The sequence below is a fragment of the Micromonospora sp. NPDC006431 genome (assembly GCF_042870725.1).
GTDB lineage: Bacteria > Actinomycetota > Actinomycetes > Mycobacteriales > Micromonosporaceae > Micromonospora.
This window is the reverse complement of record NZ_JBIAHQ010000011.1, coordinates 124,885-148,356: the sequence shown is the minus strand read 5'-3', so window position 1 is coordinate 148,356 and position 23,472 is coordinate 124,885. Positions and strand designations below refer to the sequence as shown.

Here is a 23,472-nt window from a genome sequence, read left to right as displayed (position 1 = left end):
GGCGCGTCTGACGCCGCGCCGCGACCGGGAGCCGTCGTCCGACAATCCCGCTCGGCGCGTCTGACGCCGCGCCTTGACCTGAAGCTGTCGCGTCGGCGGTGTCGGTCGGCGGGCCGGCCGTCCTGCCGTGGATGAATCCTCTCACCCCCGGTCGCACATCACATCCGTTCCGCGGTGGCGGTCGCGTACGCTCGGTTCGCTGTGACCACCACCGACCAGAACGCCACCCCGCCGGCCCACGCCGCCCGCATCCGTACCTTCCATCCGCGCCGCGGCCGGATGAGCGACCGGCAGCGCGACGCGCTGGCGCGGCTCTGGTCCGCGTACGGCCTGGAGATCGCCGACCTGGACGGGCCGTTCGATCCTGCGGCGCTGTTCGGGCGGCGGGCGCCGCTGGTGCTGGAGATCGGTTCCGGCATGGGCGACGCCACCGCCGCGATGGCGGCCGCCGACCCGGACCGACACTATCTGGCGGTAGAGGTGCATACGCCCGGAATCGCCAACCTGCTGGAACTGGTCGAGCGGCATGGGCTGGCCAACGTCCGGGTGGCCCGGGGCGACGCGCTGGACCTGGTCCGGGCGATGCCGGCGGGCTCGCTGGACGCGGTCCACGTCTTCTTCCCCGACCCGTGGCCGAAGGCCCGCCACCACAAGCGACGGATCATCCAGCCGGCGCACGTGGCGCTGCTGCGCTCCCGGCTGGCCCCCGGCGGCACGCTGCACTGCGCTACCGACTGGGCCGAGTACGCCGAGTCGATGCGCGAGACGCTGACCGCCGACCCGGAGCTGGTCGACGTGCACGGCGACTACGCCCCCCGCCCGGCGCGCCGCCCGGTGACCAAGTTCGAGCGCCGCGCGTTGATCGCCGGCCGCCCGATCTTCGACCTGGTCCACCGTCGGCGCTGAGCCGGTGCGCAGTCCCGCTCGGCGCGACGGCCGGCGTCCGCGGGGCGGCCCGGTTGGCGCGGCGGGCCATGATCCAGGCACCATGGAGCGGCTATGACCCTCACCGCCGCGCTGCCGAAGAGCGCAGACCCCGACACCCTCTACGACGCGTTCGCCGGCTGGGCGTCCGAGCGCGGCCTCGACCTCTACCCCCACCAGGAGGAGGCGGTCATCGAGATCGTCTCTGGCGCGAACGTGATCATGAACACGCCGACCGGCTCCGGCAAGAGCCTGGTGGCGGTCGCCGCGCACTTCGCCGCCCTGGCCGACGACCGGACCACCTTCTACACCGCGCCGATCAAGGCCCTGGTGTCGGAGAAGTTCTTCGCGCTCTGCGAGATCTTCGGCGCGGAGAACGTCGGCATGCTCACCGGCGACGCGAGCGTGAACGCCGACGCCCCGATCATCTGCTGCACCGCGGAGATCCTGGCCAACCTCGCGCTGCGCGAGGGCACCCGGGCCGACGTCGGCCAGGTGATCATGGACGAGTTCCACTTCTACGCCGAGCCGGACCGGGGCTGGGCCTGGCAGGTGCCGCTGATCGAACTGCCCCAGGCGCAGTTCATCCTGATGTCCGCCACGCTCGGCGACACCACCCGCTTCGTCGACGACCTGACCCGGCGTACCGGGCGGCCGACCGCCGTCGTCCGCTCGGCCGAGCGGCCGGTCCCGCTCCTCTTCTCGTACGCGATGACCCCGCTGCACGAGACCCTCGAGGAGCTGCTGGAGACCAAGCAGGCCCCGGTGTACGTGGTGCACTTCACCCAGGCCGCCGCGCTGGAACGCGCCCAGGCCCTGATGAGCGTGAACGTCTGCACCCGGGCCGAGAAGGACATGATCGCCCAGGCGATCGGCAACTTCCGGTTCACCTCGGGCTTCGGCAAGACGCTGTCCCGGCTGGTCCGGCACGGCATCGGCGTGCACCACGCTGGCATGCTGCCCAAGTACCGGCGCCTCGTCGAGACCCTGGCCCAGGCCGGGCTGCTCAAGGTCATCTGCGGCACCGACACGCTCGGCGTCGGCATCAACGTGCCGATCCGCACCGTGCTCTTCACCGGCCTGTCGAAGTACGACGGCACCCGGACCCGGCTGCTCAAGGCCCGCGAGTTCCACCAGATCGCCGGCCGGGCCGGACGGGCCGGCTTCGACACCCTCGGCCGGGTGGTGGTGCAGGCCCCCGAGCACGTCATCGAGAACGAGAAGGCCCTGGCCAAGGCCGGCGACGACCCGAAGAAGCGGCGCAAGGTCGTCAAGAAGAAGCCGCCGGAGGGCTCGATCGGCTGGGGCGAGCCGACCTTCCAGCGCCTCGTCGAGGCCGAGCCGGAGCCGCTCACCTCCAGCTTCCAGGTCAGCCACTCGATGCTGCTCAACGTCATCGGCCGGCCCGGCGACGCGTTCGCCTCGATGCGGCACCTGCTCACCGACAACCACGAGGACCGGGCCGCCCAGCGGCGGCACATCCGGCGGGCCATCGCCATCTACCGGGCGCTGCGGGCCGGCGGCGTGGTCGAGGAGCTGCCCCAGCCGGACGAGCAGGGCCGCCGGGTCCGGCTCACCGTCGACCTCCAGCTCGACTTCGCGCTCAACCAGCCGCTGTCGCCGCTCGCCCTGGCCACCATCGAGCTGCTGGACCGGGAGTCCCCGTCGTACGCCCTCGACGTGCTGTCGGTGATCGAGTCGATCCTCGACGACCCCCGCCAGGTGCTCTCCGCGCAGCAGTTCAAGGCCCGTGGCGAGGCGGTCGCCGCGATGAAGGCCGAGGGCATCGAGTACGAGGCCCGGCTGGAACTGCTCGACGAGGTGACCTGGCCCAAGCCCCTGGCGGAGCTGCTGGAGAACGCGTACGAGATGTACCGCCAGGGGCACCCGTGGGTCGCCGACCACCAGCTCTCCCCCAAGTCCGTCGTCCGCGACATGTACGAGCGGGCGATGACCTTCCCAGAGTACGTGCAGTTCTACGGCCTGTCCCGGTCGGAGGGGCTCGTGCTGCGGTACCTGGCCGACGCGTACAAGACGCTGCGGCAGACCGTGCCCGAGGACGCCAAGACCGAGGAGCTGGTCGACCTGATCGAGTGGCTGGGCGAGCTGGTCCGCCAGGTCGACTCCAGCCTGATCGACGAGTGGGAGCGGCTGCGCAACCCGTCCGACGTCGCGGAGGTCGCCGCGTCGCTGGACGACCGGCCGCCGGCGGTCACCCGCAACGCCCGGGCGTTCCGGGTGCTGGTCCGCAACGCGCTGTTCCGCCGGGTCGAGCTGGCCGCCCTGCGCCGCTGGGATGAGCTGGGCGAACTCGACGGCGCCTCGGGCTGGCACGCGGACGCGTGGGCGGACGCGCTGGAGCCGTACTTCGAGGCGTACGACGAGATCGGGGTCGGGCCGGACGCCCGCGGGCCGGCGCTGCTCATGATCGAGCAGGGCCGGGAGCGGTGGTCCGTACGCCAGATCCTCGACGACCCGGAGGGCGACCACGACTGGGGCATCAGCGCCGAGGTCGACCTGGCCGCCTCGGACGAGGCAGGTGCCGCCGTCGTGCGGATCACCGCCGTCGGGCAGCTGTAACTGCTTCTTTTCAGGGGCCGTCCGGGATGCCCGGGCGGCCCCTTTCGTTCCCTGGGCGATGTCAGCCCCGTCGATTAGAATGTATGTACTAATCGAGCCGCTGACCTGGGAGGATGCTCGTGAACGCGCCCACCTCCACCGCCCCTCTCACCCCCTACGCCACCCTCCTCGGTTTCACCCGGTACGTGGACCGCACCGGGCCCACCAAGGCCACCTTCGTCGGGGGCCTGCGCCGCCAACGGGCGAGCAAGTCCGGCTTCAACCCGCACGGGCAGTTCGTCAAGGCGCTCAAGGCCGACGTCGCCTTCCACACCGGCGGCACCCACCTGGCCCAGGTCGCCGACCTGGTCAAGCCCCGCTGGCGCCCGCTCTACGAGGCCCTCGTCCCGGGCGCGACCAGCTGGCTGCACTCCCTCGGCGAGCCGGCGGGCGTCGACCTGGCACAGACCCGCGACGCCCTGGCCATGCTGGGCGACCTCCCCGTCAAGATCAACCCGCACTTCGGCGTCCGATACGCCGACGGCCGCGCCGAGGCGATCCGCCTGCACTTCGACGAGGCCCCGCCGAGCGAGGAGGCCACCCTGGCCACCCTGCACCTGATGGCCCGGCACATGGACGCGGTCCTCCCGCACGCCGAGCCGGTCCTGGTCGACGTCCGGCGCGGCGAGGCCCACCGCATGCCCGCCGAGGTCAAGCCGGACCAGATCGAGCAGTGGCTGGCCGGTGAGGCGGCCGCTTTCCGCGCCATCTGGTCCACCGCCGCCTGACCTCCGACCCCTGAGCCCCGCAAGATCCGCGCAACTTCGGGGAACGTGCTGCCTTAACGAACTCCGAGGCAGCAGGTGGACTGAAGTTGCGCGGATCTTGGGTCGGGCGGCGCTCAGGCGGAGAGGTACTTGTCGAGGTCGTCGAGGATCTTGTTGGCGGCGGTGACGCCGATGCCGGTCATCCACGTCTCGTCGGAGACCACGTGGGCCTTGCCCGCCTTCACCGCGGACAGGCCCTGCCAGAGGCTCCCGGCGGTGACCTTCGCCTGCTCGGCGGCGGCCTTCTCGCCGTACGCGGTCACGAAGATGACGTCGCCGTCGACCTCCTTGACCCGCTCGGGGCTGACCTGGTCGAAGCGCTTGTCCTCCTTGGCGTCGAGGCGCTGCCGCGCGGGACGGCCCAGCCCGGTGTCGCCGATCACGATGCCGGAGAACGACTCCGGGCCGTAGACCCGGATGTTGCCGGGCATGAAGCGCACGATGGAGATCTCCCGCGAGGCCGCGTCGCCGAGCTTGGCGCCGAAGTCCTTGGCTCGCTTCTCATACGCCGCCAGAAGATCGCGAGCCGGCTGCTCCTTGCCCAGCGCCTTACCGTCGAGGAGGAAGTTCTCCTTCCACGTGATGCCCACCTTCTCGGTGAAGACCGTCGGTGCGATGGCGGACAGCTCGTCGTAGAACTTCTCCTGGCGGAACTTGCTGCCGAGGATCAGGTCGGGCTTGAGCGCGTTGATCGCCTCCAGGTCGGGCTCGGTGAGCACGCCGACCTCCTTGATGCTGGCGAGCTTCTCCGCGCCGAAGTAGGTGGGCCAGCTCTTCGCCTCGCCGGCGGTCGCCGCGCCGACCGGGGTGATCCCGAGCGAGAGTGCGGTGTCGATCTTGTCGGTGTCGAGCACCACCACGCGCTTCGGCTCGGCCGGCACCTTGGTGGTGCCCATCGCGTGGGTGATCTCCCGGGTCTCCCCGGTGGCCGCACCGGGGACGGGGTCACTCTTCCCGCAGGCGGTGAGGCCGACGCCGAGGGCGAGGGCCGCGGTGAGGGCGGCGGCGAGACGACGCATCAGGGTCCTTTCGTGGAGGTACGGCGCGCACTCAGGCGTCGCCGACGGAGGATCCGGCCGGCGCCGGCGCGGCGGCCGGCACGGGCGAGGTGTGGGTGAGGGCGGGCACCACCAGCGGGGCGCCGGTGACCGGGCAGGGCACGACCACGCAGTCGAGCCCGAAGACCTCCCGGACCAGGTCGGCGGTGAGGATCTCGCGCGGCGGTCCGGCTGCGACCACCGCGCCGGCGCGCATCGCGACCAGGTGGTCGGCGTACCGGGCGGCCTGGTTGAGGTCGTGCAGCACGGCGACGACCGTCCGGCCGCGTTCGGTCCGCAGCCGGTGCAGCAGGTCCAGCACCTCGACCTGGTGGGCGAGGTCGAGGAAGGTGGTCGGCTCGTCCAGCAGCAGCGCCTCGGTGTCCTGGGCGAGAGTCATCGCGATCCAGACCCGCTGGCGCTGCCCACCGGAGAGGGTGTCCACCGGCCGGTCGGCGAGCCCGGCGACGTCGGCCATGGTCATGGCCCGCTCGACGGCCCGCTCGTCCTCCGCCGACCACTGCCGCCACCAGCGCTGGTACGGCTGCCGGCCCCGCCCGACCAGGTCGGCGACGGTGATCCCCTCCGGCACCAGCGGGCTCTGCGGCAGCACGCCGAGCCGGCGGGCCACCTCCCGGGTGGGCAGGTCCCGGATCACCGCGCCGTCGAGCAGCACGCTGCCGCGACGCGGGGTGAGCAGCCGGGCCATCGTGCGCAGCAGGGTCGACTTGCCGCAGGCGTTCGGGCCGACGATGACGGTGAACGCGTCGCCGGGCAGGTCCAGGTCCAGCCCGTCCAGGACCGTCCGGCCCTCGTAGCCGACGACCAGGTCGCGGGTGGAGAGCATGGTCACGACCCCCTCTTCCGGGTCCGGAGCAGCAGGAACATCAGGTACGGCCCGCCGATCGCGGCGGTGAGCACGCCGGCCGGGAGCTGGGTGGGGGCGAACAGGCGGCGGCCGGCGAGGTCGGCCAGCACCAGCAGCAGCGCCCCGAGCAGCGCCGCGCAGAGCAGCGGCGGCCGCTCCGCCCGGACCAGCCGGCGGGCCACCTGCGGGGCGACCAGGGCGACGAAGTCCACCGCGCCGACCTGGGCGGTGACGGTCGCGGCGATCAGCACGCCGGTGGCAGCCAGCCCGATCCGCCGGGCCACCGGCCGCAGCCCGATGCCCCGGGCGGTATCGTCGTCCAGGGCGGTGCTGCGCAGCGCCCAGCCGGCCCAGGCCAGCACGGGCAGCAGCAGGGCGAGTGTGCCGCCGATCCAGGCCGCCTCGGTCCACCCCTTGCCGGCCAGCGTGCCGATCAGCCAGAGCTGGGCGCGCAGCCCGTCGATCGGGTCGGCGGTGAGCATGACCACCTCGGTCAGCGCCCGGAACGCGAACGCCACCGCCACGCCGGCCAGGACGAACCGCTGCGCCGCCAACCCGTGCCGGGCGCCGAGGGCGAACACCAGGACCGCCGCGACCAGGCCACCGAGCAGCGCGGCCGGCGCCACCAGGACGGCGGCCGCGCCGCCGGTGAGGGCCACCGTCGCGGCGAGCCCGGCGCCCTGGGTGACGCCGATGACGTCGGGGCTGGCCAGGGGGTTGCGGGCCACGCTCTGGATCAGGGTGCCGGCCACCCCGAAGGCGGCCCCGGCGAGCGCCGCGAGCACCGCGCGGGGCAGTCGCAGGTTGAGCACCACGAGGTCGTACGGGGTGCCGGCCCCGGAGAGCGCACGCAGCACGTCGGCCGGTGCGACGTACGGGGTGCCGAGCGAGAGGCTGAGCACGACGGAGCCGACGAGCAGCAGGAACAGCGTGCCGGCGACGAGCACCGGACGGCGGCGGACCTGGACGGTCACCGGCCCGATCCGCAGCAGCGACCGTCCGGGCAGCGCGACGCTCGACGCGCTCCGGGCTGGGGCGTGGATGGAAGTCACGCGGTCACCACCCGGGCGCGGCGGACCAGGACGGCGAGCAGCGGGGCGCCGATCAGCGCAGTGACGATGCCGGCGGGTACCTCGCCGGGCGGGGCGACGAGCCGGCCGAGGATGTCGGCGCCGAGCACCAGGGCCGGCCCGAGCAGCCCGGCGACCAGCAGGGTCCACCGGTGGTCGGCACCGACCAGAGCCCGGGCCAGGTGCGGCACGGCCAGCCCGACGAAGGCGATCGGTCCGGCGGCGGCGACGGCGGCGCCGGTGAGCAGCACGCCGGCGACGCCGGCGCCGAGGCGGACCAGGGCGATCCGGTGGCCGAGGCCGCGGGCCACGTCGTCGCCCAGGGCGAGCGCGTCGAGGCCCCGGGCGACCAGGGCGGCCAGCACCGCCCCGACGACGACGAACGGGAGCACCTGCCCGGCGACCCCGACGTCCCGGCCGGTGAGGCCGCCGACCACCCAGAACCGGTACTCCTCGAAGGTGCGGGCGTCGATGCTGAGCAGCGCGTACACGACGGCGCCGAGACTGGCGTCGAGGGCCGCACCGACCAGCGCGAGGGTGACCGGGCTGGCGCCCTCGCGGGTGCGGTTGGCGACGGCGAAGACCAACAGGCCGGCGAGGAACGCCCCGGCGATGCCGAACCAGACGTACCCGGTGAGCGTCCCGACGCCGAAGACGGCGATGGCCAGCACCACGCCGAAGGACGCGCCGGCGCTGATCCCGAGGATGCGCGGCTCGGCGAGCGGGTTGCGGGTGACGGCCTGGAAGAGCACCCCGGCGACGGCCAGCGCCAGCCCGACCACCAGTCCCAGGGCGGTACGCGGCAGCCGCAGTTCCCGGACGATGATGCTGGCCTCACCGCCGTCCGGGGCGGTCAGCGCGGCCCACACCTGGTCGACGGGGAGCGGGCGGCTGCCAAGCGCCAGGCTGGCCAGCAGCGCGACGGCGAGCAGGAGCGCCGCCACCAGGGTGACCGCGAGACGGCGGCTGACGCCTCGGCGGGCCGGGGTGTCGGCCCGCTCGGGCCGGACGGCGACGGTGGTCACGGACGAAGTTCCCTCTCGGCTTAGGTTCGCCTTACCTTAGCCGACGAGGTTAGGTGAACCTAACTCGGGATCGTCGATCTTCAGACGACGGGTTGCGCCTCCCGTGGGGGGAGACGCCAGGGTGAGGGGTATGAACGGCGACACGCGCTACTCGATCGGCGAACTGGCCCAACGGAGCGGCCTGACGGTCAAGACCGTCCGGTTCTACTCCGACCGGGGGATCGTGCCGCCGACCGACCGGGGCCCGACCGGCCACCGCCGCTACGGCCCGGACGCCGTCGCCCGCCTGGACCTCGTCCGCACGCTGCGCGACCTCGGACTGGACCTGGCCACGATCCGCCGGATCGTGGACCGGGAGGTCTCCCTGCCCGAGGTCGCCGCGGCGCACGCCGACGCACTGGCGGCACAGATCCGGGTGCTGCGCCTGCGGCGCGCGGTGTTGACGGCGGTGGCCCGGCGCGGGTCCACACCCGAGGAGATGGCGCTCATGCACAAGCTGGCCAGGCTCTCCGCCGACGAGCGTCGGCGGCTGATCGACGAATTCCTCGACGCCGCCTTCGCCGGCCAGGCGGGCAACCCCGCGTACGCGGGGATCAGGCGCTCGCTGACCCCCGACCTGCCTGACAACCCCGACGCCGACCAGGTCGAGGCCTGGGTGGAGCTGGCCGAAATGTCCCAGGACCCGGGCTTCCGGGCCAGCCTGCAACACCTGGCGGAGCAGCACGCGGCGGACCACGCCGACGCGCCGGGCGTACGCCGCGACGCGGTCGCGTTGGCCCGGGCCGAGGTCGAGGAGGCGCTGGCCGCCGGCGTCGACCCGACCTCACCCCGAGCCGACCGGGTCGTCGCCGCGCTCACGAGCCGGTACGCGCACCTCTGTGGCCGGCCCGACGACGTCGACCTCCGGCGGCGGCTGCTGGACCGGCTGGACGCCGCGAACGATCCCCGTCGGGAGCGCTACCTGCACCTGCTCTCGGTGGTCAACGGCTGGCCGACGACCGAGAGCCTGGCGCCGGTCCTCGACTGGTCGATCCGCGCACTGCGGGCCCGGACCTCGCCGTAGCCCCTTTTCGACTGGTTTGCGCTCCTACCCTGGGAGCATGCGATTCGACCAGCACACCGTCGTCCTCCTGGTCCGTCCCGACGACCCGCCCGAGCTGCCCCGGGACGCGGCCGACCGGTTGCAGGACGCGCACCTGGCCCACCAGGCCGGGCTGGTGGAGCAGGGCGCCCTCCTCGCCGCCGGACCGTTCCTCGGCGGCGACGACGAGCGGATCCGTGGCTTCGCCGTGCTCTCCGTGGACCCGCAGATGGCCCGCGAGCTCTACGCCAACGACCCCGCCGTACGGGCCGGGCGGCTGGTCGCTCAGGTGATGAGCTGGCTGGTGCCGGAGGGCAACCTGCGCTTCGAGCAGGTGCCGGTCCCCCGGTCGATGCTGGAGGTGGCGTCGGGCGACTGACCCGGCTCAGTCTTCCGGGGCCTGGCGGCTGCCCGGCACCACCGGCATCGGCCACACCCCGGTCCGCGGCACGGCCGGCACGTCCAGCTGGTGGTCCGACCAGACGTACGTCTCGGGCAGCAGATCGGTCACCGGGACCGCGCGCAGCCCGTCCGGCGGGCCGACGATCACCTTGATCGACGGGAAGTAGTCGGCGAGCACCTGCCGGCAGCGACCGCACGGCGCGAGAACGCCCCGGTTCCGGTCCCCCACCGCGACGATGGTCTCCAGGTCGCCGGCGCCCTGCGTGGCGGCGACACCGATCGCCACCAGTTCCGCGCACGGTCCGCCGGTGAAGTGGTAGACGTTCACCCCGCTGAACACCCGACCGTCGGTGCTTCGCACGGCGGCGGCGACGGTGTGGTTGTCACTGCGGCAGCGCAGCTTGGCAACGGCCATGGCGGCCTGCACCAGTGCCCGGTCGGTGTCGCGCATGATCATCCCGTCCGTCGTCAACCTCGATCGGCGGCCACTTTAGCTCGGCGACCCGGCCCCACCTGGGACGGCACGCGCGGGACGTGGCCGGGGCGCGTCACCCCGGCCCGGCCGGTAACCCGGGAGCGCTGCGCCCGGCGGCTGCCTATCCTTGGCGACGACATGCAGAATCCAGCCGCACCCGCCGCACCCGAGGCCGTCCGCGACCTGCACCGCCGCCTCTCCCCCCTGATGTTCCGCGACCAGCGCCGGCTCCAGCGGCGGCTGGACGGGGTCCGGAAGCTGCGGGACCCGCAGCGGCGCGACTCGGCGCTCGCCGAGATCGCCACCGAGGTGGCGCGGGCGGAGGCGCGGCTGGCCGCCCGGCGGGCCGCCGTGCCGGCGGTCACCTATCCGGCGCAGCTGCCGGTGAGCGAGCGCAAGGACGACATCGCCGCCGCGATCCGGGACCACCAGGTGGTGATCGTGGCCGGCGAGACCGGCTCCGGCAAGACCACCCAGCTGCCCAAGATCTGCCTGGAGCTGGGGCGTGGGATCAACGGACTGATCGGGCACACCCAGCCTCGCCGGCTCGCCGCGCGTACGGTGGCGGACCGGATCGCCGAGGAGCTCGGCACCGAGCTGGGCGACGCGGTCGGCTACAAGGTGCGCTTCACCGACCAGGTCAGCGAGCAGAGCCTGGTCAAGCTGATGACCGATGGCATCCTGCTGGCCGAGCTGCAGACCGACCGGATGCTGCGCCAGTACGACACGCTGATCATCGACGAGGCGCACGAACGCAGCCTCAACATCGACTTCATCCTGGGCTACCTGAAGCAGCTCCTCCCCCGCCGTCCCGACCTCAAGGTGGTCATCACCTCGGCGACCATCGAGACCGACCGGTTCGCCCGGCACTTCGCCGACGCCGAGGGCAACCCCGCGCCGGTCGTCGAGGTGTCCGGGCGGACCTACCCGGTCGAGGTGCGCTACCGGCCGCTGGTCGAGGTGACCGAGGCCGAGGAGGAGGACGAGGCCGACGAGGAGAACGTCCGCGACCAGATCCAGGCCATCGGCGACGCGGTCGAGGAGCTGGCCGCCGAGGGGCCGGGCGACATCCTCGTCTTCCTCAGCGGCGAGCGGGAGATCCGGGACACCGCCGAGGCGCTCGGCAAGCTGGTGGGGAAGAAACGGTCCCTGCTGGGCACCGAGATCCTCCCGCTGTACGCCCGGCTCTCCACCGCCGAGCAGCACCGCGTCTTCGCCCCGCACGCCGGGCGCCGGGTGGTGCTGGCCACCAACGTCGCGGAGACCTCGTTGACCGTCCCGGGCATCAAGTACGTGGTGGACCCGGGCACCGCCCGGATCTCCCGCTACTCCAGCCGGCTGAAGGTGCAGCGGCTGCCGATCGAGTCGATTTCCCAGGCGTCGGCCAACCAGCGCAAGGGCCGCTGCGGGCGTACCTCGGACGGCATCTGCATCCGCCTCTACGATGAGCAGGACTTCGAGTCCCGACCCGAGTTCACCGACCCGGAGATCCTGCGGACCAACCTCGCCTCGGTCATCCTCCAGATGACCTCGATCGGGCTCGGCGACGTCGGGGCGTTCCCGTTCATCGACCCGCCGGACCGGCGCAACATCACCGACGGCGTCAACCTGCTGCACGAGCTGGGCGCGCTGAACCCGGCCGAGACCGATCCGGCGAAGCGGCTCACCCCGCTGGGCCGGCGGCTGGCCCAGCTCCCCGTCGACCCGCGGCTGGCTCGGATGGTCCTGGAGGGCGAGCGGAACGGCTGCGCCACTGAGGTGATCGTGATCGCGGCGGCGCTCTCCATCCAGGACCCGCGCGAGCGGCCGGCGGAGAAGCAGGCCCAGGCCGACCAGGCGCACGCCCGGTTCGCCGACCAGGAGTCGGACTTCGTCGCGTTCCTCAACCTCTGGCGGTACCTGCGCGAGCAGCAGCGCGCCCTGTCGTCCAGCGCGTTCCGCCGGATGTGCAAGGCGGAGTACCTCAACTATCTGCGGGTCCGCGAGTGGCAGGACATCGTCAGCCAGCTGCGCCAGGTGAGAAGCACCCCGGAACCGGGTGACGGGCGGCGGGGCCGGCGCGGCGGGCCGGCGGCCGAGCCCGACGGAGGCGGTGGCCGGCGCGGGGCCGGGGCGGACCTGCCGGAGGAGATCGACACCCCGAAGGTGCACCAGTCCCTGCTGCCGGGTCTGCTGTCCCACATCGGGCTCAAGGACGCCCAGAAGCACGAGTACCTGGGCGCGCGCGGGGCGAAGTTCGCGATCTTCCCCGGCTCGGCGTTGTTCAAGAAGCCGCCGCGCTGGGTGATGGCCGCCGAGCTGGTGGAGACCACGCGGCTGTGGGGCCGGGTCGCCGGCCGGGTCGAGCCCGAGTGGGTGGAGCCGCTCGCCCAGCACCTGGTCAAGCGCAGCTACAGCGAGCCGCACTGGGAGAAGCGGCAGGCCGCGGTGATGGCCTACGAGAAGGTCACCCTGTACGGCGTCCCGATCGTCACCTCCCGCAAGGTCAATTTCGGCCGGATCGACCCGGCGCTGTCCCGGGAGCTGTTCATCCGGCACGCCCTGGTGGAGGGCGACTGGCAGACCCACCACCAGTTCTGGACGGACAACCAGCGGCTGCTCACCGAGGTGGAGGAGCTGGAGAACCGGGCCCGGCGCCGGGACATCCTGGTCGACGACGAGACGATCTTCCAGTTCTACGACGAGCGGATCCCGGCCGACGTGGTCTCCGGCCGGCACTTCGACTCCTGGTGGAAGAAGACCCGCCGGGAGCAGCCCGACCTGCTCACCTTCACCCGCGACCTGCTGATCAACTCCGGTCGCGGCGGGGTCGACGAGGCGGACTACCCGGACGAGTGGCGGGCCGCCGGGGTGACCCTCCCGCTGACCTACACCTTCGACCCGGGCACCCCGATCGACGGGGTCACCGTGGACATCCCGCTGCCGCTGCTCAACCAGGTGCCGGCACAGAACTTCGACTGGCAGGTGCCCGGGCTGCGCGAGGAGCTGGTCGTCGCGTTGATCCGGTCGCTGCCGAAGGCGGTCCGGCGCAACTTCGTCCCGGTGCCCGACTACGCCCGGGCGGCCCTGGCGGCGATCACCCCCGGCGAGGAGCCGCTGCTCGACGCGCTCACCCGGCAGCTGCGCCGGATGACCGGGGTGACCGTCCCGCCGGACGCCTGGGACCTGGCCAAGCTGCCGCCGCACCTGCGGGTCACCTTCCGGGTGCTCGGCGAGGACGACAAGCCGGTCGCCGAGGGCAAGGACCTGCCGGCCCTGCAACGCCAGCTCCGCCAGGAGGTACGCCAGGTCGTCGCCGCCGCCGCGCCGGACGTGGCCCGCAGCGGGCTCACCGAGTGGAGCCTCGACACCCTGCCGCGCACCATCGAGCAGGTCCGCGCCGGGTACGCGGTGACCGCGTACCCGGCCCTGACCGACGAGGGGGCCACGGTCGGGGTGAAGGTGTTCGACTCCCCGGCCGAGCAGGAGGCCGCGCACTGGGCCGGCACCCGGCGACTGCTCCGGCTGATCCTGCCGTCGCCGGCGAAGTTCCTACAGGGCCGGCTGAGCAACGAGGCCAAGCTGGCGCTCAGCCGCAACCCGCACGGCGGGGTGCAGGCCCTCATCGAGGACGCCACCGGCGCGGCGATCGACAAGCTGATGGCGGACGCGGGCGGCCCGGCCTGGGACGCCGACGGGTTCGCCGCGCTGCGGGACAAGGTCCGCGCCGACCTGGTCGACACCGTGGTCGACGTGATGGGCCGGGTCCGTCAGGTGCTCGCCGCCGCGTACGCGGTGGAGCAGCGGCTCGGCGCGACGAGGAACCTGGCCGTGGTGGCCGCCCTGGCCGACATCCGCAACCAGCTCGGCGGTCTGGTGCACAAGGGCTTCATCACCGAGGCCGGGTACGCCCGCCTGCCCGACCTGCTGCGCTACCTCACCGCGATCGAGCGGCGGCTGGACCGGTTGCCGGGCAACCCGCAGCGGGACAAGCAGCAGCAGGACCGCATCGCCGTGGTGCAGCGGGAGTACCAGGACCTGCTGGCCACGCTGCCGCCGGCCAAGCGGCAGTCGGCGGCGGCCCGGCAGATCCGCTGGATGATCGAGGAGCTGCGGGTCAACGTGTTCGCCCAGGCGCTCGGCACCCCGTACCCGGTGTCCGAGCAGCGCATCTACCGGGCGATGGACGAGGCCGAGGGGCGTTAGGGCAAGGGCTCTACACCGGGCGGGAGCTGGTTGTCGGCGGTCGCGTCGTGGACGTACTCCAGCAGGATGCGGCGCAGCTCGCGGCCGGCGTGGGTGGGCACCACATCACGGCGGCGGGCCACCGCGATGGTCCGCCGTACGCCGGGCCGGGCGAGCCGGGTGACCCGGATGCCGGGCCGGCGGGCCACCGCGATGCCGGGCACCAGCGCGACGCCGAGTCCCGCCTCGACGAAGCTGAGCACCGCGTCCAGTTCGCCGCCGTCCACCGCGAGCCGGGGCTCGAAGCCGGCCTCCCGGCACGCCTGGAGGGTGGCGTCGCGCAGGTCGTAGCCCTCGCGGAACATCACCAGCGGTTCGTCGCGCAGGTCGGTGATGCGCAGCTCGCCGGTGACCGGGTCGGCCGGTAGCGGGTCCACCGAGGCGACCACCATGCTCTCCCGCAGTATCGGGTCGGCGCGCAGCCCCGGATCGGTGCCGGCCGACGGCATGATGATCAGCGCCAGGTCGAGGTCGCCGCGGAGCAGGTCGCGGACCAGGTCCTGGGAGCCGCCCTCCTCCACCCGCAGATCGACGGTGGGATGGGCGTCGCGGAACCGGCGCAGCACCGGCGGCGCGAGCGAGGTGGCGAGGCTGGGCGTGGCGCCGAGCCGGACCCGGCCGCGGCGCAGCCCCACCAGCTCCTGCACCTCGCGGGTGGCGGTGTCGACGTCGGCGAGGATCCGCTTGGCCAGCGGCAGCAGCACCTCGCCGGCCGCGGTGAGGGCGATGTTGCCTCTTACCCGCTCGAACAACGGGGCCCCGAGGTCGGTCTCCAGGGCGTGAATTTGCTTACTCAGCGAGGGCTGGGTAATGCCCACGAGGTCGGCAGCTTGGGTGAAATGTCGTACTTCTGCGACCGCGACGAAGTACCGGAGCTGATGGAGCTGCATCTAGATAGCTTATGGCTATCAAGACTGCGCGGTCGATGCATTGGACGACTGATCAAAGTGCTCCTAGCGTCGGTCGCGTGGTAATCACGAAAACTCGGTCGCCCATCCGCTCCAACGTCGGCCTCAAGGTCGTCATGGCGGTGACGGGCATTCTCCTCGTGCTGTTCCTGATCCTGCACATGCTCGGCAACCTGAAGGTCTTCACGGGCGAGACCTCGTTCGACCACTACGCGCACTGGCTGCGCGAGATCGGGACGCCGCTGCTGCCGTCGACCTGGTACCTGTGGATCCAGCGCACCGTGCTGGCCGTGGCCGTGCTCGCGCACATCGGCGCCGCCACCGTCCTGTCGATGCGCGCCCACGCCGCCCGCCCGGTGGCGTACGCGCACCGCCGCAAGATCCACGTGAACTACGCGGCCCGCACGATGCGCTGGGGTGGAGTGATCATCCTGCTCTTCGTGATCTACCACATCCTGGACCTGACCACCGGTCATCTGAACCCGCAGGGCGACCCGAGCAACCCGTACGGCAACGTGGTCGCCGACTTCGCCCCGTCGCGCTGGTACGTCACCCTCTTCTACGTCCTGGCCCTCGTCACGCTCGGCTTCCACCTGCGCCACGGCGCGTTCAGCGCGTTCCGCAGCCTCGGCCAGCAGACCCCGAAGGGCGAGCGCCGGGCCCGGACCGCCGCGCTGGTCTTCGCCGTCGTGCTGGTCGCCGGCTACCTGGTGGTCCCGTTCGCCGTACTCACCGGATTGGTGGCCTGACATGGATCTCTACACCGAAGGCGACCCGATCGCCGACACCAAGGCCCCGGACGGCCCCGTCGAGACCCGCTGGGAGCGCCGCCGCTTCGAGGCGAAGCTGGTCAACCCGGCCAACCGCCGGAAGCTGACCGTGATCGTGGTGGGCACCGGCCTGGCCGGCGGCTCGGCCGCGGCGACCCTCGCCGAGCAGGGCTACCACGTCAAGTCGTACTGCTACCAGGACAGCCCGCGCCGGGCCCACTCGATCGCCGCCCAGGGCGGCATCAACGCGGCCAAGAACTACCGCAACGACGGCGACTCGGTGCACCGGCTCTTCTACGACACCGTCAAGGGCGGCGACTTCCGCTCCCGCGAGTCGAACGTGCACCGGCTGGCCGAGGTCTCGGTCAACATCATCGACCAGTGCGTCGCCCAGGGCGTGCCGTTCGCCCGCGAGTACGGCGGCCTGCTGGACACCCGCTCGTTCGGCGGCGCGCAGGTACAGCGCACCTTCTACGCCCGGGGCCAGACGGGCCAGCAGCTGCTGCTCGGCGCGTACCAGGCCCTGGAGCGGCAGATCGGCCTGGGCAACGTGGAGATGAACGCCCGGCACGAGATGCTGGAGCTGGTCGTCGTCGACGGCCGGGCGCGCGGCATCGTGGTGCGCGACCTGGTCACCGGTGAGATCACCACCGAGATGGCCGACGCGGTGGTGCTCGCCTCCGGCGGTTACGGCAACGTCTTCTACCTCTCCACCAACGCCAAGGGCTGCAACGTCACCGCCTCCTGGCGGGCGCACCGCAAGGGCGCGTACTTCGCCAACCCCTGCTACACGCAGATCCACCCGACCTGCATCCCGGTCTCCGGCGACCACCAGTCGAAGCTGACCCTGATGAGCGAGTCGCTGCGCAACGACGGCCGGGTGTGGGTGCCGAAGGCCAAGGGCGACAACCGCCCCGCCAAGGACATCCCCGAGGACGAGCGCGACTACTACCTGGAGCGGATCTACCCCTCGTTCGGCAACCTGGTCCCCCGCGACATCGCCTCCCGCGCCGCGAAGAACGTCTGCGACGAGGGGCGCGGCGTCGGCCCGAGCGGGCTCGGCGTCTATCTGGACTTCGCCGACGCGATCAACCGGCTCGGCCGCAAGGCCATCGAGGCGAAGTACGGCAACCTCTTCGAGATGTACGAGCGGATCACCGGCGAGGACCCGTACGAGGTCCCGATGCGGATCTACCCCGCCGTGCACTACACGATGGGTGGCCTCTGGGTGGACTACGACCTCCAGTCGAGCATCCCGGGCCTGTTCGTGATCGGTGAGGCGAACTTCTCCGACCACGGCGCGAACCGGCTCGGCGCCTCGGCGCTGATGCAGGGCCTGGCGGACGGCTACTTCGTGCTGCCGAACACCCTGCCCAACTACCTGGCGAACGCCGGTTCGTTCGAGCAGGTAGACGCCAGCCACCCCGAGGTGGTGGCGGCCCGCGCGGCCGTCGAGGAGCGGATCCAGAAGCTGCTCTCCATCAACGGCGACCGGACCGTGGACTCGTTCCACCGGGAGCTGGGCCAGATCATGTGGGAACACTGCGGCATGGAGCGCAGCGACGCCGGGCTGCGCAAGGCGATCGACGAGATCCGCGCGCTGCGCGAGCAGTTCTGGCAGCGGGTCCGCGTCCCGGGCGACGGCGAGGGGCTCAACCAGTCGCTGGAGAAGGCTGGCCGGGTCGCCGACTTCTTCGAGCTGGCCGAGCTCATGTGTATCGACGCCCTGCACCGCGAGGAGTCCTGCGGCGGCCACTTCCGGGCCGAGCACCAGACCCCGGACGGTGAGGCGCAGCGCGACGACGACCGGTTCGCCTACGTGGCGGCCTGGGAGTACACCGGCGACCAGCCCGTGCTGCACAAGGAAGACCTGCAGTTCGAATACGTCCACCCCACGCAGCGGAGCTACAAGTGAATCTGACCCTGCGCATCTGGCGCCAGCAGGGCCCTGAGGACAAGGGTCGGATGGTGACCTACCAGGTCGACGACGTGTCTCCGGACATGTCCTTCCTGGAGATGCTCGACGTGCTCAACGAGCGGCTGATCCTCTCCGGCGACGAGCCGGTCGCGTTCGACCACGACTGCCGCGAGGGCATCTGTGGCATGTGCAGCCTCATGATCAACGGCGAGGCGCACGGGCCGCAGCGCGGCACCACCGCCTGCCAGTTGCACATGCGGCAGTTCTCCGACGGCGACACGATCGACATCGAGCCGTGGCGTGCCCGGGCCTTCCCGGTCGTCAAGGACCTGGTGGTCAACCGGAACGCCTTCGACCAGATCATCGCCGCCGGCGGGTACATCACCGCGCCGACCGGCAGCGCCCCGGAGGCCCACGCCAGCCCGGTGGCCAAGGCCGACGCCGACGCCGCCTTCGAGTCGGCCGCCTGCATCGGCTGCGGCGCCTGCGTGGCGGCCTGCCCGAACGGCTCCGGCATGCTGTTCACCGCCGCCAAGATCACCCAGCTGTCGCTGCTGCCGCAGGGCCAGCCCGAGCGGTACACCCGGGTGATCGGCATGGTGGACGCGCACGACGAGGCCGGCTTCGGCGGCTGCACCAACATCGGCGAGTGCGCGGCGGCCTGCCCGAAGGGCATCCCGCTGAACACCATCGGCCGGCTCAACCGGGACTACCTCAAGGCGACCGCGAAGCGCGCCGGCACACCGGGCTCCTGAGCGCCCGCGGCGGGTCCGCCCGCCGTCCGACCCCACCGACCGCCGCACCCACCGCAGGGTGCGGCGGTCGGCCTTTCCGGGATACGCCGTCTCACGGCCAGGACATCTCCGGTGACCTCCTTTCGAGCTGAGTCGGCTGTGCTATCGCGGCCGGAGCGGTTGCCGTCTCGGAGCGGTGCTGGGCCCGGGGTGGCGGGGCCAGGGCCGGCGGGGGCATCGGAGGTGGGCGGCGACCCTGCCAGACTCGCCCGCCGGCCGCGCTTGAATCGTTTGCGATATCAGCTCCAAAGGGAGCGGAGACCTGGTGCCTCAGTCGCAGCGCGGCCGGAGCCGCCCGGCGCCGAGCGACGGCGGCGGCCGGTTCAAGTCACCCCTCGCGGGTAGCAGTCCCATGGACGGCACCGAAGAGGGGACAAACAGGCATGAAGACACTGCGTACCCACTGGCTGCCGCTCGCGCAGGCGTACGAGATGTTCCAGCAGAAGCGGGACGGCTGCGTCAAGGTCGTGCTCACGCCGTGAGCCGGACGGCGGTGATCAACGGAAGCGAACCGGCGCGCGGGTGGCTACCGTGTACTCGGCGGCGGCCCGGGCGGCCGCAGGGGCCTGCGGGACACGGGAGGGGACGGCGATGGGCACAACCGAGGAGCAGGCGGTCGAGCGGGCGCTGGGCCGGCGGCTGTGGCGGATGGCCGGCGTGGCCGCCCTGGCCGGGGTGGCCTGGGTGGGCCGGGACGTGCCGCTGCAGCTCGGAGGCCGACTCACCGGTGCCCGGGCGGCCCGTGCCGCCCGCTCCCCCCAGTTCCGCGACGGCACCTTCCACAACCCGGCGGGCACCCGGACGATGGTCGCCGACCCAGGCCGCAACCTGCTCAGGGAGCTGCTGTTCGGCAAGCAGAAGCGGCGGCCGGACGGCCCCGTCCCGCTGCTGCGGCCGGCCGACCCGGCCCCGGCGGACACCACCCGCGAGCTGAGCATCGTCTGGTACGGCCACGCGTCGGCCCTGGTCGAGATCGAGGGGCACCGGGTGCTGCTCGACCCGGTGTGGAGCGACCGCTGCTCCCCGTCGGCCCGGATCGGGCCGCGCCGCATCCACCAGCCGCCGGTACGCCTCGACGAACTGCCCCCCGTCGACGCCATCCTCATCTCCCACGACCACTACGACCACCTGGACCTGGCCACCGTGCGCGGGCTGCTCGCCCATCAGTCCGCGCCGTTCCTGGTTCCGCTCGGCGTCGGTGCCCACCTGGACCGGTGGGGCGTACCGGCGGGGCGGATCGTCGAGCTGGACTGGTCGGAGAGCCACCGGGTCGGCGGGTTGACCGTCACCGCCACCGCCGCCCAGCACTTTTCCGGGCGCGGGCTGCGCCGCGACGGCACGCTGTGGAGCTCCTGGGTGGTGGCCGGGGCGCACCGGAAGGTGTTCTACACCGGCGACTCCGGCTACTTCGACGGCTACGCCGGGATCGGTGCCGAGCACGGTCCGTTCGACGTCACGCTGATGCAGATCGGCGCGTACGACCGGGCCTGGCCGAGCATCCACATGTTCCCGGAGGAGGCCGTCGCCGCCCACCTCGACCTGCGCGGCGACCTGCTCCTCCCGGTGCACTGGGCCACCTTCAACCTCGCCCTGCACGACTGGTCCGAGCCGGTGGACCGGCTGTGGGCCGAGGCGAAGGCCCGCGACGTCCGGCTGGCGGTGCCACGTCCCGGCGAGCGCGTCGTGGTGGACGACCCGCCGCCGGTGGACGGCTGGTGGCAGGCGGTCGCCTGATCAGAGCACGAAGGCGTCGGTCCAGAGCGCGCCGGAGCGGCCGGAGAGCGCGTCCAGCATCGCCACCGCCTGCCCGTCGGTGAGCTGGGCGACGAAGTCGACGATCGCCCGGCCGCGAGCCCGGCCGATCCGGTCCGGCGTGCGCGGGTGCAGCTCCGCCTCCGCCAGTTCGACGAGGTCGTGCAGCCGGCGGGGCAACCGGGACTCCTCCTCCGGGTCGAGCAGCCACTCCCAGAGCGCCTCCACCAGGCTGCCCAGCAGCCGCGCCTGGCCCCGCTGGTGCAGGGCCAGGTCGGGGCGGGCCAGCACGAACCGGTGGTGGACGAACTTGAGCACCTGCACCTCGTGCCACTGCGCCTTGGCCAGCAGCACGTGGCCGGAGCGCACGTCCGGCTCCGGGGTCAGCGTGATGGCCTCGACGAACCGGGTGGACCAGCGGGCGGAGAAGCGGGCCACGTACTGCTCCGCCTCGATCGACCCGTCGAACGGCAGCGCCAGCAGCCCCTCCACCAGTTCCTCGCGGACGTGTTCCACGGCGGCGGCGAACGCCTCGTCGTCGGCGATCCAGGCGTCCTTGCGGTGCAGCTGGCGGCGCAGCCGTTCGATGGCCGCCCCGGGGCGCCGGCCGGCGGCGGTCAGCGCGGCGCCGGTGATCGCCCGGAAGTGGCCGCTCTCCCGCTGCCAGGCCATCAGCTCGGCGGCCACCGCGCCCTGCTGGAGCACCCCGACCCGGTAGAAGTCCTCCACGTCGTGGATGGCGTACGCGATGTCGTCGGCGGTATCCATGATGGACGCCTCCGGGGTCTGCTGCCAGTCTGGGATCCGCCCGGCGAACGGCTCCCTGGCCTGCCGCAGGTCGTCCAGCTCGGTCCGGTAGGCGCCGAACTTCGCCGACCCGCTCTCCGGGTCGTCGGGCGGGACGGCCGCGCCGCGGGGCGCCGGGTCCAGGTGCCGCGGGTGTGGGTCCGGGTGGTCCAGGCGGGTCCACGGATACTTCAGCATCGCCGCCCGGACCGCCGCCGTCAGGTCCAGGCCGGTGGTCGCCGCGCCCCGGATCTCCGTACTGGTGACGATCCGGTACGACTGGGCGTTGCCCTCGAAGCCGTCGGGCAGCCCGAGCCGCTGGCGGGCCAGCCGGTCCAGCACCCGCTCCCCCAGGTGCCCGAACGGCGGATGGCCGAGGTCGTGGGCGAGCGCGGCGGCCTCCACCACGTCCGGGTCGCAGCCACCCAGCTTCTCCAGCAGCTCGCGGTGCGCCTCCTCGGCGGTCAGCCGCTCGGCGATCGCCCGGGCCACCTGGGCGACCTTCAGGCTGTGGGTGAGCCGGTTGTGCACCAGCAGGCCGGACCCGCCCGGGCTGACCACCTGGGTCACCCCGCCCAGGCGGGTGAAGAACGGCGACGCGACGATCCGGTCCCGGTCGGCCCGGAACGGGCTGGCGGCCAGGTCGCCGAGCGCCCGGGCGCTGCCGCCGAAGAGCCGCCGGGCCCGCGGATCCGCAGGTTGTTCCATGATCGCCCACGGTAGCGCAGCGAACCGGCCAGCAGCGACGGGTCGGCGTCCGGGCCGGGCGCCCGGTGTCCTACAGGCGCTCCACCGCCGGACCCGCGCACCGGTTACGGGTGTCGAAGACATAGCGCCCGCGCCTGGTCACCATGTCGTAGTCGAAGACGTCGTGATCCGTCACCACGACCACCGCGTCGGCCGCGGCGACCTCCTGTTCGGTCAACCGCACCACCAGCACCCCGCCGGGGATGTGGTGCGGCTCGGCGTACGGCTCGACGGCCCGGACCTCCGCGCCGAGGTCGCGCAGCCGCCGGGCCACCTCCACGGCCGGCGAGTCGCGCATGTCGCCGGTGTTCTTCTTGTACGCCAGCCCGAGCAGCAGCAGCCGGGCGCCGCTGACCGCGCGGCCGGTCCGGTTGAGCCCGGCCATGATCCGTTGCGTCACATGCTCGGGCATCTCGTGGTTGACGTCGTTCGCCAGTTCGATGAAGCGGAACTGCCGGCCCAGCCGCCGCTTCACCTGCCAGGAGAGGTAGCAGGGGTCGATCGGCAGGCAGTGCCCCCCGACGCCGGGCCCGGGCCGGAACGGCATGAACCCGAACGGCTTCGTCTCGGCGGCCTCGATCGCCTGCCACACATCGATGTCCAGATGGTGAGAGAGCATGGTGAGCTCGTTGATCAGGGCGATGTTGACCTGGCGGAAGGTGTTCTCGATCAGCTTGGTCAGCTCGGCCACCCGGGTCGAGGCCACGGGCACCGTGCGCGCCACGATGCGGCGGTAGAACTCGTCCACCCGGGCCAGCGACGCCGCGTCCACCCCGGAAACCACCTTCGGGGTGTTCTCCAGCCGCCAGGTGGGGTTACCCGGATCGATGCGCTCCGGGCTGTAGCCGAGGTGGAAGTCGCCCGGGCTGCGCAGTCCGCTGGCCGACTCCAGGAGCGGACGCAGCAACTCCTCGGTGGTGCCCGGGTACGTGGTCGACTCCAGCACCACCGTGCAGCCCGGTCGGACGTACGGGCCGATGCCGATGCCGGCCTGCTCCACGTAACTCAGGTCCGGGGTGCCGTCCCGCAGCGGGGTCGGCACCGTGATCACGCAGACGTCGAAGCCCTCGGCATCGGGGTACTCCGCGCTCGGCCGGTACCGGCCGCTGCTGAGCGCCCGGCCGAGCCGGTCGGCCGGGATGTCCTCCACGAATGACTCACCCGACGCGAGCCGCTTGACGCGGTCGGTGTCGACGTCCAGACCGACGACGTCCATGCCCGCTTCGACGGCCCGCATGGCCAGCGGCAGACCGACGTAACCCTGGCCGATCACGACCAGCTTCTCAGCACTCACCCGGGCTCCAG

At 72.5% G+C, this 23,472-nt stretch carries 18 protein-coding genes; 10 read left to right on the top strand and 8 right to left on the bottom strand.

Annotated elements, in window-relative coordinates; genetic code table 11:
* Positions 1–201: 201 nt before the first annotated feature.
* The 3 genes from trmB to ACFYM6_RS20330 all read left to right on the top strand — a co-directional run bounded on the left by trmB (position 202) and on the right by ACFYM6_RS20330 (position 4,271).
* Positions 202–906, top strand: a complete 705-nt coding sequence (gene trmB / locus ACFYM6_RS20340) for a tRNA (guanosine(46)-N7)-methyltransferase TrmB (protein WP_387277580.1) — start codon at positions 202–204, stop codon at positions 904–906.
* Positions 907–999: 93 nt separating this feature from the next.
* Positions 1,000–3,504 carry a DEAD/DEAH box helicase gene (locus ACFYM6_RS20335; RefSeq protein WP_387277578.1) on the top strand — a complete coding sequence of 835 codons (2,505 nt, stop codon included), beginning with the start codon at positions 1,000–1,002 and terminating at the stop codon, positions 3,502–3,504.
* A gap of 119 nt (positions 3,505–3,623) precedes the next feature.
* Positions 3,624–4,271, top strand: a complete 648-nt coding sequence (locus tag ACFYM6_RS20330) for a hypothetical protein (RefSeq protein WP_387277576.1) — start codon at positions 3,624–3,626, stop codon at positions 4,269–4,271.
* Between the two features lie 113 nt (positions 4,272–4,384).
* On the opposite strand, the gene ACFYM6_RS20325 is transcribed toward ACFYM6_RS20330, so the two are convergent.
* The 4 genes from ACFYM6_RS20325 to ACFYM6_RS20310 are packed head-to-tail and all read right to left on the bottom strand — an operon-like array spanning position 4,385 to position 8,310.
* Positions 4,385–5,329, bottom strand: a complete 945-nt coding sequence (locus ACFYM6_RS20325) for an ABC transporter substrate-binding protein (protein ID WP_387277574.1) — start codon at positions 5,327–5,329, stop codon at positions 4,385–4,387.
* A gap of 31 nt (positions 5,330–5,360) precedes the next feature.
* Positions 5,361–6,194: an ABC transporter ATP-binding protein gene (locus ACFYM6_RS20320; protein ID WP_387277797.1), complete on the bottom strand. Its 834-nt coding sequence runs from the start codon at positions 6,192–6,194 to the stop codon at positions 5,361–5,363.
* Positions 6,195–6,196: 2 nt separating this feature from the next.
* Positions 6,197–7,267 carry a FecCD family ABC transporter permease gene (locus ACFYM6_RS20315; protein WP_387277572.1) on the bottom strand — a complete coding sequence of 357 codons (1,071 nt, stop codon included), beginning with the start codon at positions 7,265–7,267 and terminating at the stop codon, positions 6,197–6,199.
* Complete coding sequence (locus ACFYM6_RS20310; RefSeq protein WP_387277570.1) at positions 7,264–8,310, bottom strand: FecCD family ABC transporter permease; 1,047 nt, start codon at positions 8,308–8,310, stop codon at positions 7,264–7,266. The genes ACFYM6_RS20315 and ACFYM6_RS20310 overlap by 4 nt, the downstream gene beginning before the upstream one ends.
* Positions 8,311–8,440: 130 nt before the next feature.
* On the opposite strand from ACFYM6_RS20310, the gene ACFYM6_RS20305 reads away from it, so the two are divergent.
* Together ACFYM6_RS20305 and ACFYM6_RS20300 are read left to right on the top strand one after the other, a co-directional pair.
* Positions 8,441–9,373 carry a MerR family transcriptional regulator gene (locus tag ACFYM6_RS20305; protein WP_387277568.1) on the top strand — a complete coding sequence of 311 codons (933 nt, stop codon included), beginning with the start codon at positions 8,441–8,443 and terminating at the stop codon, positions 9,371–9,373.
* A gap of 37 nt (positions 9,374–9,410) precedes the next feature.
* Positions 9,411–9,770, top strand: coding sequence for a YciI family protein (locus tag ACFYM6_RS20300; RefSeq protein ID WP_387277566.1), 360 nt, complete (start codon positions 9,411–9,413; stop codon positions 9,768–9,770).
* Positions 9,771–9,776: 6 nt separating this feature from the next.
* On the opposite strand, the gene ACFYM6_RS20295 is transcribed toward ACFYM6_RS20300, so the two are convergent.
* Positions 9,777–10,244: a cytidine deaminase gene (locus ACFYM6_RS20295; RefSeq protein WP_387277564.1), complete on the bottom strand. Its 468-nt coding sequence runs from the start codon at positions 10,242–10,244 to the stop codon at positions 9,777–9,779.
* A 162-nt stretch (positions 10,245–10,406) separates the two neighbouring features.
* Between ACFYM6_RS20295 and hrpA the strand changes: the two genes are divergently transcribed.
* Positions 10,407–14,453, top strand: coding sequence for an ATP-dependent RNA helicase HrpA (gene hrpA, locus ACFYM6_RS20290; RefSeq protein WP_387277562.1), 4,047 nt, complete (start codon positions 10,407–10,409; stop codon positions 14,451–14,453).
* On the opposite strand, the gene ACFYM6_RS20285 is transcribed toward hrpA, so the two are convergent.
* On the bottom strand, positions 14,450–15,382 hold the full coding sequence (locus tag ACFYM6_RS20285) for a LysR family transcriptional regulator (RefSeq protein WP_387277560.1): 933 nt from the start codon (positions 15,380–15,382) through the stop codon (positions 14,450–14,452). The genes hrpA and ACFYM6_RS20285 overlap by 4 nt on opposite strands.
* An 83-nt stretch (positions 15,383–15,465) precedes the next feature.
* Here ACFYM6_RS20285 and ACFYM6_RS20280 point away from each other — a divergent pair, with 83 nt between their 5' ends.
* The 4 genes from ACFYM6_RS20280 to ACFYM6_RS20265 all read left to right on the top strand — a co-directional run bounded on the left by ACFYM6_RS20280 (position 15,466) and on the right by ACFYM6_RS20265 (position 20,616).
* The gene (locus ACFYM6_RS20280; RefSeq protein ID WP_387277795.1) at positions 15,466–16,149 is read left to right on the top strand and encodes a succinate dehydrogenase cytochrome b subunit; all 684 of its coding nucleotides are present in this window, start codon (positions 15,466–15,468) and stop codon (positions 16,147–16,149) included.
* 1 nt (position 16,150) lies between these two features.
* Positions 16,151–18,085 (top strand): fumarate reductase/succinate dehydrogenase flavoprotein subunit, encoded by a 1,935-nt coding sequence (locus ACFYM6_RS20275; protein ID WP_387277558.1) that lies wholly within the window; start codon positions 16,151–16,153, stop codon positions 18,083–18,085.
* Positions 18,082–18,843 (top strand): succinate dehydrogenase/fumarate reductase iron-sulfur subunit, encoded by a 762-nt coding sequence (locus ACFYM6_RS20270; protein WP_387277556.1) that lies wholly within the window; start codon positions 18,082–18,084, stop codon positions 18,841–18,843. The genes ACFYM6_RS20275 and ACFYM6_RS20270 overlap by 4 nt, the downstream gene beginning before the upstream one ends.
* Before the next feature lie 630 nt (positions 18,844–19,473).
* The gene (locus tag ACFYM6_RS20265; RefSeq protein WP_387277554.1) at positions 19,474–20,616 is read left to right on the top strand and encodes an MBL fold metallo-hydrolase; all 1,143 of its coding nucleotides are present in this window, start codon (positions 19,474–19,476) and stop codon (positions 20,614–20,616) included.
* Here ACFYM6_RS20265 and ACFYM6_RS20260 read toward each other — a convergent pair whose 3' ends face one another.
* Positions 20,617–22,128, bottom strand: coding sequence for a deoxyguanosinetriphosphate triphosphohydrolase family protein (locus tag ACFYM6_RS20260; RefSeq protein WP_387277552.1), 1,512 nt, complete (start codon positions 22,126–22,128; stop codon positions 20,617–20,619).
* A 70-nt stretch (positions 22,129–22,198) separates the two neighbouring features.
* Positions 22,199–23,461: a nucleotide sugar dehydrogenase gene (locus ACFYM6_RS20255; RefSeq protein ID WP_387277550.1), complete on the bottom strand. Its 1,263-nt coding sequence runs from the start codon at positions 23,459–23,461 to the stop codon at positions 22,199–22,201.
* Positions 23,462–23,472: the final 11 nt, after the last annotated feature.

What these genes read in the sequence shown, in the direction of transcription:
- ACFYM6_RS20335 (WP_387277578.1), top strand. Translation starts at nt 1,000, where the DNA reads ATGACCCTCACCGCCGCGCTGCCGAAGAGCGCAGACCCCGACACCCTC.
- ACFYM6_RS20325 (WP_387277574.1), bottom strand. Translation starts at nt 5,329, where the DNA reads ATGCGTCGTCTCGCCGCCGCCCTCACCGCGGCCCTCGCCCTCGGCGTC.
- ACFYM6_RS20320 (WP_387277797.1), bottom strand. Translation starts at nt 6,194, where the DNA reads ATGCTCTCCACCCGCGACCTGGTCGTCGGCTACGAGGGCCGGACGGTC.
- ACFYM6_RS20305 (WP_387277568.1), top strand. Translation starts at nt 8,441, where the DNA reads ATGAACGGCGACACGCGCTACTCGATCGGCGAACTGGCCCAACGGAGC.
- ACFYM6_RS20300 (WP_387277566.1), top strand. Translation starts at nt 9,411, where the DNA reads ATGCGATTCGACCAGCACACCGTCGTCCTCCTGGTCCGTCCCGACGAC.
- ACFYM6_RS20295 (WP_387277564.1), bottom strand. Translation starts at nt 10,244, where the DNA reads ATGCGCGACACCGACCGGGCACTGGTGCAGGCCGCCATGGCCGTTGCC.
- hrpA (WP_387277562.1), top strand. Translation starts at nt 10,407, where the DNA reads ATGCAGAATCCAGCCGCACCCGCCGCACCCGAGGCCGTCCGCGACCTG.
- ACFYM6_RS20285 (WP_387277560.1), bottom strand. Translation starts at nt 15,382, where the DNA reads ATGCAGCTCCATCAGCTCCGGTACTTCGTCGCGGTCGCAGAAGTACGA.
- ACFYM6_RS20275 (WP_387277558.1), top strand. Translation starts at nt 16,151, where the DNA reads ATGGATCTCTACACCGAAGGCGACCCGATCGCCGACACCAAGGCCCCG.
- ACFYM6_RS20265 (WP_387277554.1), top strand. Translation starts at nt 19,474, where the DNA reads ATGGGCACAACCGAGGAGCAGGCGGTCGAGCGGGCGCTGGGCCGGCGG.
- ACFYM6_RS20260 (WP_387277552.1), bottom strand. Translation starts at nt 22,128, where the DNA reads ATGGAACAACCTGCGGATCCGCGGGCCCGGCGGCTCTTCGGCGGCAGC.